The sequence below is a fragment of the Ruminococcus sp. YRD2003 genome (assembly GCA_900109435.1).
GTDB lineage: Bacteria > Bacillota > Clostridia > Oscillospirales > Ruminococcaceae > Ruminococcus > Ruminococcus flavefaciens_G.
On sequence record FNZT01000008.1, the window covers coordinates 1 to 13,594 of the forward strand.

The following is a 13,594-nucleotide window of genomic DNA, read 5'->3' on the forward strand; positions in this document are numbered from 1 at the left end:
TTCGTTTACTATAACCCGAGCGACGACAAGCAAAGCTGCGTTGTGCGGACTATGACTAAGCTCACGGGCAGGGAGTACGACGCGGTGAAGTCGGAGCTGACTGAGCTTGCGCAGGAGCTCGGCTGCGGGACGTACAACGATGAAGCTGTTTTCGAGCGGTATATGGAGAGTCATGGCATATCCAAGCTGAAAGAATATGATGAAATAAAGGTTGGCGCGCTCGAACTGAAAGGCGGCGTTTACTGCGTCCACTGCACGAATCGCGAGGGCTTTCACCACCTCCTGCCCGTCGTGGACAACGTGATATATGACAGGCGCGACGACAGCCGCGAGCTTTACGTCGTTGCTGTCTACAAAAAGCAGGAATAACATGAAAACGACGTCCATATGCGCTGTGCTTATACAGAAGTAATACGGATATTTACTTTGAAAAACCTTTCTGAGATTGGAGGTACATATGAAGCTTGTCTCGCGTTTTCTCACCCATATCACAAAGGGTGAACATTACACCAGCGATACTATATTTAAAGGTAGTTACTCATCGTCCTGCCGTCCTGAAGATATTAAGCGGATTGATTAGCTTCCATATTGTCTAGCAGATCATTATTAGATGAATATAATAATTAATTATACCCTGATCACCCTCTTATACTCTTCCACATCCAGCTCGCCATCAGCAGCCTTCTGCCGCAGCTCAATAGCGTAGTCGCCCCACTCAGCAAACTCAGACTTGCTCATTTTCTTTTTCATAAAACGAGCGTAGTGCTGCTTGTAGGCGCGGTTGTATATCTCCCACACAGGATCATTCTTGAGCTTGTCCTTAAAGGTGTGACGCATTGAGATGTCACGGCATGACTTCGGTGGATTGCTACTTATTAAGCGCTTGCAGTAGTGCGAAAACGTTGTATGCTTCATGATGAACCAGCGACCGCAGTTGCGGCACTTGACAGGCATGAACTTCTCCTCGATGCACTTGAACAGCTCAAAATACAGAAAGGCTCCCAGCGATGTGAAACGATAAGTCTCACAGAGTATGGGACCTTTTTTCGTTTCAATTACTGTATCTCCCATGCACATACTTCCGCTGGACTCCAGATTCATATACGAATTTCTGAGATTATGTGTTGCGGTAAACTTCTGAAATACTTCGATGACCTTTTCGGTTGAAGGATAGTTGTTGTGGTCGCAGAGTTCGTCTGCAAATGGCATAAAAACATTCTTTACTCGAATTATATCTTCGATAAAAATTGCAAACTCAGTTGTCATCTGCTCAATACAGGTTGTGAAGTCCGCAGCATCTTTTCTGTTCTCGTAGTTGCTGAAAACTTTTTTACTGTCGAATTCATAATCAGATAACGCTCGAAGTTCATTCAAATCTTCCGTGATATACATCTCCTCATAGGACACAGGAGTGCTCTCTGCATTGACAAAGTGTTCGTTGTAGTCATCAACTTCAAATTCTGAGTCCTCATAAAACGGTTCGTCAAAGATGTCATTGTAATACGCGAACAAGTTTCTCAGCAGACCGTGTCTGAAATGTTTTGTGTCGTAAGGCGGAAGCGACTTTGCAATATCCATGATACTGTCGTATGCAAATTCTATTTCCTGTGCGCGCTCACCTATGTTCGCAGGACAGAATAAGGAACTGATGTTCAACTCGGACTTCGCGCGCTCACATACGTCAAACAGTTCGCCCAAGTCATAAAAATTTATTGAAAAATAGCGCAGAAGTATCTCTCCGAGCGGATAGACTCTGCCGTCGGAAAGATATATTTTTCTGTCATGGTAGTGTGCTTCTATCTCAAACATAATAACTCCTTTCAGAAATAGTGTTCTATTTCGTCAGAGAGCATAACACTGCGGATTGCTTTGAAAACAGCTGTATAAATAGCTTGAAATCAAAAGTTTACAATTTGTTCATAAAAATAGATTATAGATTGAACTCGGTAGAGATAGTATACTATATCTATTGACTTTTGTCAAGCTGTCGTGTATACTGAATGCAGTTAAGACGTCCGGACAACTCTTGACATCACAAGTAAAAACTCGAAACGCGAAAGGAAGATGTAGATGAAAGATTTGAACGTTATCAACTGCACAGCGTACTCTAACGGCATCAACTCTCCGCTTGAGTATCTCAACATCACTACGCCTGCCGAGTTCAAGGTGGTGATGGACTTACTCTGTTACTACGACAGCAAAAAGAAAACCTCGACCATAAGTCGTACAGGTATCGAGACTCGGACGCGACCACTTGGAGACAGACAGGCTCATGGAGTTGGTGTTCCCTGCATATGATGTTCGCTTTATTGCGGTAACTGACAACGTTGATAGTGCGAACGGATTCAATGAGATGTCTGGTATCAAAAATCTGTTCAACGATATGTATGCGCGTGACTGCTCGAACAAGATACGTGCAGTTCTGAGAGCAAAGGGAGAGCGAGGAGAACGTCTTGCAGCCTGGATAGCATACGGTTATATGAGAGATCCAAGCAACCCGAAGCAAATCATACCCGATTCCGAGACTGCACCTGTTGTCAAGCATATCTTTGAGATGTATGCAAGTGGAATAGGTGTCAAACGAATCTGCGGAACGCTTGAACAGGAACAGGTGCTGTCACCCAGCGCTTACAATTACAGAAAAAACGGCAGCCGTTCAAGAAATCTCACACTCGACAAGCCATATGCCTGGGCGAAAAACACTATACGAAAAATGCTCTCCAATCGGATATACTGTGGAGATACGGTCAATTTCAAGACCTATTCAAAGTCCAACAAGCTGAAAAAGCGTATCAAGAACTCGCCTGAGAATATGAAGATATTTCTCAATACTCACGAACCGATCATCGACAGAGCGACATTTGATCTTGTACAGAAGCACTTTGAAGGGCGAAAGCGTGCAGACAAATGCGGCGAGCTGGACAAGTATGCAGGTTATCTTTACTGTGCTGAATGTGGTTCAAGGCTATATCGTAATCGAGATAAAGCTCACGGATACGATAGCTACCGCTGCGGACACTATGAAAGCCGCAAAAGCGACTGCACTTCGCATTACATTCGTGAAAGCGTGCTCGACGAGATAGTTTTAAGAGCAATGAAAAAGGTGACGAAATACGCAAGGGAGCACTCAGACGAGTTTTACAGCGATGCAATGAAGAACGGCGAAGCTGAAGCGGCAAAGAAGCTTAAAGAATCCGAGAGCCTTAGAGATGAATATGCGTCTAAAATCAAGCAGCTCGACAAAGCAATACAGCTTCTCTATATGGACAGGTCTAACGGAAAGATCACGGACGAGCGTTATGAACTTCTATCTGCAAGTTTTGAAAATGAGCAGACTGAACTGAAATCAAAGCTCAGAACCCTCAACTCGCAGCTTGATGAAGTGAAAGTGCGTGAGAAATGTATCCGTGACTTTATCACCAAGGCTAAGAGGTATGTAACAATTTCAAAGGTCACTCCGGAGCTCCTGAGAGCCTTTATAGAGCGAATTGAAGTCCACGAAAAGGCTGTAAAACGTTCAAGGACCTGCGGTAATCATATCGTCATCTACTTCGCTTTTCAGACTGATAAAGCATTCAGACTTGACGGTGAGATGAACGAGCTTGGCATGACTAAGTTTGCATAATAAAAATCTCCGAGGATGACCTCCTCGGAGAAACCATACATATTAACTGCGTTAAGAACACCATGCAGAAGAAAGGTTCTCCCCCGAGCCCCTTTCCAAAGACTTTTAGTCCAAATTTTGCCCCTATGGGGTACTCTCATTGAAAAGAAAGACTAACTCTTTTCATATCAGGAGAGTACCCCATAGGGGCAAAATTTAAATTGAAAGTTTTAGGAAGGGAGTTTGAGGGTGACTCCCCGCAGTGCGGGGAGATGTCGCGAAGCGACAGAGGGGACCGCCGCTGTTAGCGGAACCCTTTTTCAAAAGGGTTTCCCTCAATAAATACTCCGTATTACTTCCGTATAAGTACAATCCTTATGCCTCGGCTTTTTATTTCTTTTTCTTTTTCACTCTTTCGGAATTGATGAAAAGGATATCCTTTTCCCTAATCTCGACGTTATCGGTAGGAATGATCGTCAGCCCATCGCGCAGGATGATAAAAATCTGCAAATCGTACTCGCACTTGAGCTCTGATACCCTGCGTCCGCGGAATCTGCTTTTACTGTCGACGAGGATCTCCCCGACCTTGCTGATATCGTGGAGCTGCACCTCAGAGGCGGCGCGTTTAGAGTACTGCTCAACGAAGCCCGCACTGATGATACCTGTAGGTATAGCCACAACTCCGACGCCGAAGAAAGCGATACAAATAGCCATAATCTTGCCGACAATGGTCACGGGGTAGATATCACCGTAACCGACCGTGAGCAGAGTCGACATACTCCACCATATACCCGAGAAAGCGTTGCCGAAGACCTCGGGCTGAGCGTCGTGCTCCGCGCTGTACATTCCGAGCGACGAAGCGAACATGAGGATAATAATGATAAAAAGGGACGAAAGGATCTGATTGCGTTTTTCATAGAGTACGGTAGTGATGATATTGAACGAATCATACACCGAATTGATCCTGAAGAGGTGAAAGATACGCCCCACTCTCAGCATACGGAAAGCGATAAAGCCCGATAAATAGAAGAAAGGGAGAATAGTACAAAGGTCGATGATACCGTCGAACGAAACGAGGAACCTCAGGCGCGCCTTAGCGGGAGTCAGTTCGGGATAAAGGAGGTCTGCCGTCCATATGCGAAGGATGTACTCGGCGCAGAACAGCACAAGCGTCACCGCCTCGACAGTATCGAGCAGCCACATTATCGGCTCAAAGCAGTCGAAAGTCTGCATAAACATAGAGACGATGTTTATGATAATGACCACGGAAAGCCCCCAGTCGAAGAGGCGGCTCACGAGGTCATTTCTCTGACCTATCTGAATGATATCAAAGATCCTTTTCTTTATCGGATCGCACGAACTGCTCATAATGTCACCGCCTCTCAGTCACCGCAGATAAAAAAACAGACGGACAGCATTCCACCGTCCGTCCGCTGAATAGTATCAACTTACTTATTGTCCTCTTCGTTTTTGGACTCCTCGGAATCTTCCTCAAAGTCCTCGATAGTGAGGTCATCGACGTCAAACTCAAGGAGCTCATTGCAGTTCGGGCAGTTGATAGAGCCCTCCTCGATCATACCCTCATCTATAAGGATAGTATCGCCGCAGGTAGGACAAGTGACCTCATAAAGCTCATCGTCGTCCTCGTCAAAGTCGTAGTCGTCGTCATCGTCGAAGCACTCGTCGCAGTCGTCACAGCCGTCATCGTAGAAGTCGTCCTCTACCTGACCGAGGTCCTCGTCGAGGATATCGCAGAGCTCTGTGAGTTCATCTACCTGTGACTGAAGGTCCTCAACATAGAGCACCAGCTCGGACATGACCTCAGTCATCTGAGTGAGAGCCTTGCCCTCCTTAGTAGTTGTATCGATCTCGAGACCGTCGATAAGTCCCTGTAAATATGACATTTTCTCAGTAAGCTTCATAGCAGCTCCTCCTTCCGTATCAAAAACAGTTAAGAGAGATTATGCACGAGACATATACTCGCCTGTGCGGGTATCTACCTGTATCTTCTCGCCCTCGTTGATGAAAAGCGGTACCTTTATCTCAGCGCCTGTCTCAAGAGTAGCGGGCTTAGTAGCGTTAGTAGCGGTATCGCCCTTGAATCCGGGGTCTGTCTGAGTAACAACGAGCTCAACGAAGTTGGGGGGCTCAACGCCGAAAACAGTGCCCTTGTAGGAGAGGATCTTACAGATCATCTCTTCCTTGACGAACTTGAAGTTGTCGCCGAGGATAGAAGCGCTTATCGGGACCTGCTCATAGGTCTCCATATCCATGAAGTAATAGAGGTCTCCGTCGTTGTAGCTGTACTGCATATCCTTTCTCTCAACGAAAGCAGTAGGGAACTTAGCCGTAGGGTTGAAAGAAGTTTCAACAACGGAACCTGTGATAACGTTCTTATACTTTGTTCTTACAAAAGCAGCGCCCTTACCGGGTTTTACGTGCTGGAACTCGATGACCTGAACTACCTGACCGTCGAGCTCGAAAGTAACGCCGTTTCTGAAATCGCCTGCTGAAATCATTATAAATACCTCCGTATTTTTCAATATAATCAATATGTACTATTTTACCACATTTTCGGCAATTTGGCAATACCTAAACCGATAATATTATAAAGATATTATATTTTTTGCACTTTTTGTCAGATTAATACATCCATTTTCGGTCAAAATGACAAAATCCTCTATTCTCACGCCGAACTTTCCCGCAATGTAGATGCCGGGTTCGACAGTGACGACCGCTCCCTCGTTAAGCGGAAGCATATAATTCGGTGAAGCGTTGGGGCGCTCGTGTATCTCAAGTCCCACACCGTGACCGAGGGAATGCCCGAAGCAGTCGCCGTAACCCGCATCGTTGATGATACAGCGGGCAGTCTCATCGAGTTCATGCCCCGTCATGCCCGCATGAGCGGCATTTATGGCGGCAGTCTGAGCCTCGAGCACGATATTGTAGACCTTCTTCATCTCCTCGTCGGGCTCTCCTACGCAGACCGTGCGGGTCATATCGCTGTGGTAGCCGTTGTAGACGGCACCGTAATCCATGAGTACGAATTCGCCCTTGCGAACCTTCTTATCCGAGGGAACACCGTGCGGCATGGAGGTATTAGCGCCCGAAAGAGCGATAGTCTCGAAGGACAGGTCCTCAGCGCCATATTCAAACATCAGCCTGTTGAGCTCAAGAGCTATCTGCCTCTCGGTGACACCCTCGCGAATGAAGCCGAGAATGTCCTCAAAGGCACGCTCTGCTATCGCCTGAGCCTTCTTTATGCAGTCGAGCTCGTGCTCATCCTTGACGCATCTGAGCGCATTTACAGCGTTGCTGAGCACATCCGTGTCGATGACTTCGACGTCCTTGAGCTGAGAGCGCAGTGTATGCAGTCTGCTGACCGTCATAGTCTGCGACTCTATCGCCATATTGGCGGCGCCGTGTTCGCGAATAAGCTCGGCAAGCTGAACATTCAGCTTCTTCTGCTCAACGACCTCGGCAGCCGTGACCACAGCCCTCGCTTTCTCGATGTAGCGGAAGTCGATAATGAGGTAAGCCTTGTCACGGAAAGCGATGACAGTTCCGTCCGACGACTTCATACCTGTAAAATAACGTCTGTTGGTATCAGACGTTATCAGTACGCAGTCAATGCTATCGGGGAGCTGACCGAACAATCTCTCAAATCTTGTCATATCTGCTCCTTACAGCTCAGCCATAGCCTGTACGGCAAGGTAATAGCTAAGGAAGCCGAGTCCGCAGATACTTCCCCTGCAAACGGGAGCGATGACGGAATTAGCGCGGAACTCCTCACGTGCATCTATGTTGCTGATGTGTACTTCTATGACAGGTATCTTAATTGCTGCGATAGCGTCGCGGATAGCGTAGCTGTAGTGGGTATAAGCGCCTGCATTTATAATGACGCCGTCGAAAGCGGTGCGTGCAGCGTGGAGCTTGTCGATGATAGCTCCCTCGTGGTTGGACTGGAATATCTCGCATTCAAGTCCCTGTTCCCTTGCTCTGTCGATGATATTGCTGTTGAGCGTATCAATGCTCATATTACCGTACACTCCGGGCTCACGCTCGCCGAGCAGGTTGAGGTTAGGACCGTGGATGACAAGTATCTTTTTTATCATACTCAGTTCTCCTTATATGTAATCGCGTTCATCGGGCGGTGTTCGACCGTCCTCTGTCCGCCGCTGCAATAGATCTTCTTTGGTATGAACGGAGCCTCGATAGCTCTTATCAGTCTCAGCAGACGGTTGCTTTTTCTGCTTATTGGAAGAGTATACAGCATTTTTATTTTAAAAAGGTTAGCTCCGAGGACGTCGGTGAATATCTGATCGCCGACAGCCGCAAGCGCACGCTTTGGAAGACCGAGGCGCATAGCAGCGAGCTTATATCCTTTCTGGAAGGGCTTCTTGCTTTCTCTCACGCAGTCGATACCCACGAGCTCCGAGAACAGCTTCACGCGCAGATAGAAGTTGTTTGAGACGATTATCAGGCGGATACCGTTCTCCTTCATCTGCTCTATCCACTCGACGACGCCGTCGGCAGGCTGTGGGTCATTGTGGTAGGCAAGCGTATTGTCGATATCGAGGATAAGACCGCGGATGCCGAGGCTTGCGAGCATATCGGGTGAGATGTCGGTAACTGTGTTGAAAGCAGCAGTGATACTGAAAAGCATAGTGTCCTCCTCTCATATTGTATAGTAAAAGCGGCGCGAAGCGTGTCGAAAGCGCTCCCCCGCGGAAATTTTCTTGGGAAATACGGATAAGAACAAAATGAAAAAGCGGACATAACGCCCGCTTTTATCAACATTTTCTGTCATGCAAGGATCAATACTTGCGCTTGCGAGCAGCCTCGGATTTCTTCTTGCGCTTAACCGAAGGCTTTTCGTAGTGCTCTCTCTTGCGGACCTCAGCAATAACACCGTCCTTTGCGCACGCTCTCTTGAACTTCTTAAGAGCGTTCTCAAGAGACTCATTCTTGCCAACGCGAACTTCTGCCACTAATTTTCCCTCCCTTGTTCAGAGGTTGCACACGGAAGAACCGTGCTCTATACTAATCACTCTTGCGAGTGTCAGTCGGCTTTACCTCAACAATAAAACAGATTAAAAAATCATATACGAATATAATATTATTTTATCACTAAAACCATAATATGTCAAGCATTTTTTACAGATTGGAAAATTTCGTCATTTCGCAACAATATTAACAAGTTTATTTGGTACATATATCTGTTTTAGGATATTCTTGCCGTCGACAGCCTTCTTGACGTCCTCATTCTCCATAGCGAGAGCGATAACGCTGTCCTTGTCGGCGTCAACAGCGATATTGAGCTTGGCCTTGATCTTGCCGTTTATCTGGACAACTATCTCGATAGTGTCCTCGACGAGATGAGCCTCGTCATAGGTGGGCCAGCTCTCGAAGGCGATAGTGTCATTATGACCGAAAAGGCTCCATATCTCCTCGCCAACGTGGGGAGTGATGCACGAGAGCATCTTGATAAGCCCCTCAGCGTACTCCTTCGGGCACTTTCCGACCTTGTACACTTCGTTGACGAATATCATCATCTGACTGATAGCCGTATTGAAAGCAAGGTTCTCGAAATCATTGGTGACCTTCTTGACTGTCTGGTGGTACACCTTTGTGAGTGCGCCGTCGTTGTCGTCGGTGAGGTTAGCGGGCTCGGTGAAGAAGTTCCATACGCGGTTGATGAACTTTCTTGCACCCTCAACGCCGTTCTTGCTCCACGGCTTGCTGACCTCGAGAGGTCCCATGAACATCTCATAGAGACGGAGCGTATCTGCGCCGTAATCTCTGACGATATCTGACGGATTCACAACGAATTCGGGGAAACGCTTGCCCATCTTTATGCCGTTCTCACCGAGTATCATTCCCTGATGAACGAGCTTCTTAAAGGGCTCCTTAGTCGGAGCGAGGCCCTTGTCGTAGAGGTATCTGTTCCAGATACGCGAATACATAAGGTGACCTACAGCGTGCTCGGGACCGCCGATGTAGAGGTCGACAGGCATCCAGTGCTTGAGGAGCTCGGGGTCAGCGAACTGCTTGTCGTTGTGCGGGTCGATATAGCGGAAGTAATACCAGCTCGAACCCGCGCTTCCTGGCATAGTCGATGTCTCGCGGACGCCCTTGACGCCGTTTTTGTCGTACTGCTTCCACTCGGTCGCATTTTCGAGTGGAGCCTTGCCGTTCTTGCCCTTGTAGTCGTCGAGCTCGGGCAGTATGAGCGGGAGCTCCTCGTCGTCGAGCACGTGTATCTGACCGTCCTCGCCGTGAACAACGGGTACAGGCTCGCCCCAATAACGCTGACGAGCGAATATCCACTCGCGGAAGTGGTAATTGACAGTACGCTTTGCCCTGCCCATACCCTCGAGCTTCTGAGTGATAGCCTCCTTAGCCTCTTCAACAGTGAGCCCTGTGAACTCCTCGGAATTTATGAGCTTGTATCCCTTGCCGAGATACTCTGTCTTCTCCATAGCCGCCTCTGAAACATCAATATGACCGTCCTTGCCGTCGATGACCTGTATCATGTCGATGTTGTGAGCGACAGCGTACTCAAAGTCGCGCTGGTCGTGGCTCGGAACAGCCATAACAGCACCCGTACCGTAGCTTGCAAGCACGAAGTCGCCGATAAACATACGGACTTCCTTGCCGTTTACGGGATTTATGCAGGTAACGCCCTTGAGCTCGCAGCCCGACTTGGTCTTGTTGAGCTCAGTGCGGTCCATATCGTTTTTCTTCTTGGTCTCATTGATGTAAGCCTCGACCTCATCGCGGTTCTGAACGCGGTCGAGGAGGCTCGCGGTGATGTCGCCGTCGGGAGCGAGCACCATGAACGTGATACCGTAGATAGTCTCGATGCAGGTGGTGAATATCGAGAACTTGCCGCCGCCGACAATATCGAACTCGACCTCCACGCCTGTGGACTTGCCTATCCAGTTTCTCTGCATGGACTTAGTGGATTCGGGCCAGTCGATCTCGTCGAGCCCTTCAAGGAGCTTCTCGGCGAAAGCGGGCTGGTCGATGACCCACTGCTTCATATTCTTGCGGACAACGGGGAAGCCGCCGCGCTCGGACTTGCCGTCGATGACCTCATCGTTCGAGAGGACGGTACCGAGCTCCTCACACCAGTTTACTGGCATATCTATGTACTTTGCATAGCCGTCGAGGTAGAGCTGCTTGAATATCCACTGGGTCCACTTGTAGAACTCGGGGTCGGAGGTAGCTATCATCTTCGACCAGTCGTAATCGAAGCCGAGCTCCCTGAGCTGCTTCGAGAAGGTCTTGATGTTCTCCTGAGTGAAGCCGTTGGGGTGATTTCCTGTATTTACAGCATACTGCTCCGCGGGCAGACCGAACGAGTCATAGCCCATGGGGTGGAGGACGTTATAGCCCTGCATACGCTTCATGCGCGAAACAATATCCGTAGCCGTATAACCCTCGGGATGACCTGCATGGAGGCCCACACCCGACGGATAGGGGAACATATCGAGCGCGTAGAACTTAGGCTTGCTGAAGTCCCACACATCGGTCTTGAAGGTCTCGTGCTCCTCCCAGTATTTCTGCCATTTCTTTTCAATGGTGCTGAAATCGTATCTGCCCATTATCTTGTATCATTCCTTTATTAAAAATTATTTCTTGAACAAATCGGGGACCTCGCTCCACTTATTGGTGAAGTGTTCCTTTACGCACGGCAGTATCAGCAGAAGCAGCACGCAGCCGACGTCCACGAAGCCCTCGAGAAGGTAGAACCAGTTTGAGGTGATGTGGAGAATGTTGGTGGGAAGGTGAGTCATGAAGCCTATCGCGAGGTAACCCGCAACGCCGTAGTTGACATACTCCAGTCCCGAAAACAGCAGAATACCGATGAGCACAGCGAAGCCGATGCTCATGAAAGTGCTGACCATCCCGCCGAACGAGATACCGCCGATGAACATATTTATCACAGCCTTGGCGATCATATAGGCTGTAATTGCGAGACAAACAGACCTGCCCTGAGCGTTATTTGTTTTCATCTGCATTCTCCTTTACGAGCAGCGGACTTATATCTACCTGCTCACCGTCAGCCCACAGTCCTTCGAGCTGATAGAAGCTTCTTGTTTCCTTATAGAAAACGTGAACGATGATATCGCCGTAGTCGAGGATTATCCACGTGTTGCCTGTATCAGCCTCGCGGCGCTCGGGCTCGATGCCCTTCTGCGAGAGCACGAACTCCACCTCATCGGCGAGTGTGCGGGCGTGGGTATTGCTCGTACCGTTGACGATAACGAAATAGTCGGCGAGTATAGTGAGGTCGGCGATACGGAGCGCCTGTATATCCTCGCCTCTTTTGCTGTCGAGAGTTTTTACAATAAGTTCAAGCTTTTCCTGCTCGGTCATATATCAATCTACCTTCCAACTTGGTTTTTTATCGGGGTCTCGGAGCGGTTCAGTCGCAGTCTCGAGCTCCTCGAAGGTCATATTTGTGTCGTCGTATACATCATACTGATGGTCGAGAACGAGCTCGACGATAGTTGTGTCATAGGGAGTCATAGCAGTCTGATAAGGTCTGTAGTACTTGTTCAGCAGAGCGATCGTCGCCGCCTTGTGTACAGAGAACACCGCATATTCTTCGCCGTCCTCGCCGTAGAAAGTAGCGTCCTCGCCTGGAACCATATTGACACGGACATGATCCATATCAATAGTTGAAGCAAAGTCTGCGATCTTGCTCATATCGCCGATAGAGAGGTCGGTATATATGAGCTCCTCGTCCTTGATCTGCTTGATATAGCTGTAGAGCTTGAGTCTGCCCTCATTTTCAACGATATCGAAGAGCTTCATCATAGCCGCCGACATGAACCTGCGCTGATTCTGCATACGACCGATATCGCCCTGGAGCCACTCATTTCTGAAGCGAATGAACCACTCAGCCTGCTCGCCCGTCAGAGTGACGTCGCCCGCGGGGATAATCTTGTCAGCCTCATAGATGATCTCATTATCGAGGTGCATCGGTATACCGCCGACGATATCGACCATTCTCACGATATCGAAGCAAGCGGTAGTGATATAGGCGTCTATGGGGATGCCGAAGTTCTCCTGCACGGCATTAACCACGCGCTGAATGGGCGGATTGATGTTGGGGTCGCCCATGGAGTACACGCTGTTGAACTTCCTTGCGGGGCTCGTCGTATAGTCGGGCAGACAGCAGTCACGCGGTATCTGGAGTATATTAATCTCACCGTTGCCGATATCGAACTGCACTATCCACATTACGTCGGAGTTGAACTCATCCTCGTCAAAGCCGAGGAAAAGAACGCTGTACTGCCCCTCGATGAGCTGCGGGAGGTCGAGACCGTCGTTGTAATCCTCCTCGACCTTCTCGGTATCGATGTTCAGCTCGACGTTCTGCTTGTCGAGCAAGCCCTCCTTAGCCATAGGCTGAGCAGTCTTTATGAGATTTATGAGCGAGATGTTCCCGCCCGTCTTTTTGTCCATAAAAATGGGTACATTGACGATCAGTCCGACAATGAGTACGATGCTGGTGACCACAGCAAGCGTCTTTATAAGGAAGTCCTTGAATGAGAAGCGTTTTCTGCGGTGATCTTCCTCGAATTCGTAGTCATAGTCATCATATCCGCCGTCATCGGCATCATATCCGCGCTTTCCGTACGGAGGCGGAACAGCGCGAAGGCTGCTTGACGGCGCCTCATGCAGACCGTGGTACTCTCCCTCGGGCGCCTCATGCAGACCGTGGTACTCTCCCTCGGGCGCCTCATGCAAACCGTGGTACTCCCCTTCGGGCGCCTCATGCCTGCCGTGGTACTCCCCTTCGGGAGCCGCCTCATATCTGCCGTGATACTCCTCATTCACAGGAGGATAATTCTCAAAAGTGTCCCTGTTTTCTCTATTTACCTTCACGAGCTTCCTGAGCGGCTTGGGAGCGTTTTTTTCCGTGTCCGCACCGTTCAGATTGACTTCGTTATTGTCCATTTAGATCCTCTTTTC

15 protein-coding genes are annotated in these 13,594 nt (G+C 48.7%); 3 read left to right on the forward strand and 12 right to left on the reverse strand.

Annotated features, from left to right (window positions below; all coding sequences use genetic code 11):
• A partial coding sequence (locus BMX22_RS07210) for a hypothetical protein (RefSeq protein WP_074741810.1) occupies positions 1–369 on the forward strand: 369 nt, incomplete at its 5' end.
• A gap of 258 nt (positions 370–627) precedes the next feature.
• On the opposite strand, the gene BMX22_RS07215 is transcribed toward BMX22_RS07210, so the two are convergent.
• Complete coding sequence (locus tag BMX22_RS07215; RefSeq protein WP_074741811.1) at positions 628–1,809, reverse strand: DUF6076 domain-containing protein; 1,182 nt, start codon at positions 1,807–1,809, stop codon at positions 628–630.
• Positions 1,810–2,070: 261 nt separating this feature from the next.
• Here BMX22_RS07215 and BMX22_RS07220 point away from each other — a divergent pair, with 261 nt between their 5' ends.
• Both BMX22_RS07220 and BMX22_RS07225 read left to right on the forward strand, forming a co-directional pair.
• Positions 2,071–2,298, forward strand: coding sequence for a hypothetical protein (locus BMX22_RS07220; protein ID WP_074741812.1), 228 nt, complete (start codon positions 2,071–2,073; stop codon positions 2,296–2,298).
• Entirely contained in the window at positions 2,255–3,625 is a 1,371-nt protein-coding gene (locus BMX22_RS07225) for a recombinase family protein (protein ID WP_318259705.1), read from the forward strand. Before BMX22_RS07220 ends, BMX22_RS07225 begins: the two co-directional genes overlap by 44 nt.
• 369 nt (positions 3,626–3,994) lie before the next feature.
• Here the strand turns inward: BMX22_RS07225 and BMX22_RS07230 are convergent, their stop codons facing one another.
• The 11 genes from BMX22_RS07230 to BMX22_RS07280 form a co-directional block, all read right to left on the reverse strand.
• Positions 3,995–4,972 (reverse strand): ion transporter, encoded by a 978-nt coding sequence (locus tag BMX22_RS07230; RefSeq protein ID WP_074741814.1) that lies wholly within the window; start codon positions 4,970–4,972, stop codon positions 3,995–3,997.
• An 80-nt stretch (positions 4,973–5,052) separates the two neighbouring features.
• On the reverse strand, positions 5,053–5,526 hold the full coding sequence (locus BMX22_RS07235) for a CD1247 N-terminal domain-containing protein (RefSeq protein ID WP_074741815.1): 474 nt from the start codon (positions 5,524–5,526) through the stop codon (positions 5,053–5,055).
• Between the two features lie 39 nt (positions 5,527–5,565).
• The gene (efp, locus tag BMX22_RS07240) at positions 5,566–6,123 is read right to left on the reverse strand and encodes an elongation factor P (protein ID WP_074741816.1); all 558 of its coding nucleotides are present in this window, start codon (positions 6,121–6,123) and stop codon (positions 5,566–5,568) included.
• A gap of 87 nt (positions 6,124–6,210) precedes the next feature.
• Positions 6,211–7,278: an aminopeptidase P family protein gene (locus BMX22_RS07245; RefSeq protein WP_074741817.1), complete on the reverse strand. Its 1,068-nt coding sequence runs from the start codon at positions 7,276–7,278 to the stop codon at positions 6,211–6,213.
• A 9-nt stretch (positions 7,279–7,287) separates the two neighbouring features.
• On the reverse strand, positions 7,288–7,719 hold the full coding sequence (gene aroQ, locus BMX22_RS07250; RefSeq protein ID WP_074741818.1) for a type II 3-dehydroquinate dehydratase: 432 nt from the start codon (positions 7,717–7,719) through the stop codon (positions 7,288–7,290).
• Between the two features lie 2 nt (positions 7,720–7,721).
• The gene (locus BMX22_RS07255; RefSeq protein ID WP_074741819.1) at positions 7,722–8,270 is read right to left on the reverse strand and encodes a YqeG family HAD IIIA-type phosphatase; all 549 of its coding nucleotides are present in this window, start codon (positions 8,268–8,270) and stop codon (positions 7,722–7,724) included.
• Between the two features lie 151 nt (positions 8,271–8,421).
• Complete coding sequence (gene rpsU, locus BMX22_RS07260) at positions 8,422–8,595, reverse strand: 30S ribosomal protein S21 (protein WP_031561728.1); 174 nt, start codon at positions 8,593–8,595, stop codon at positions 8,422–8,424.
• A 186-nt stretch (positions 8,596–8,781) separates the two neighbouring features.
• Positions 8,782–11,214 carry a leucine--tRNA ligase gene (leuS, locus tag BMX22_RS07265; RefSeq protein ID WP_074741820.1) on the reverse strand — a complete coding sequence of 811 codons (2,433 nt, stop codon included), beginning with the start codon at positions 11,212–11,214 and terminating at the stop codon, positions 8,782–8,784.
• Positions 11,215–11,241: 27 nt separating this feature from the next.
• Positions 11,242–11,625 carry a hypothetical protein gene (locus BMX22_RS07270; RefSeq protein ID WP_074741821.1) on the reverse strand — a complete coding sequence of 128 codons (384 nt, stop codon included), beginning with the start codon at positions 11,623–11,625 and terminating at the stop codon, positions 11,242–11,244.
• Positions 11,612–11,989, reverse strand: a complete 378-nt coding sequence (gene rsfS, locus BMX22_RS07275) for a ribosome silencing factor (protein ID WP_074741822.1) — start codon at positions 11,987–11,989, stop codon at positions 11,612–11,614. Before rsfS ends, BMX22_RS07270 begins: the two co-directional genes overlap by 14 nt.
• A gap of 3 nt (positions 11,990–11,992) precedes the next feature.
• Complete coding sequence (locus tag BMX22_RS07280) at positions 11,993–13,579, reverse strand: LCP family protein (RefSeq protein WP_074741823.1); 1,587 nt, start codon at positions 13,577–13,579, stop codon at positions 11,993–11,995.
• Positions 13,580–13,594 lie beyond the last annotated feature (15 nt).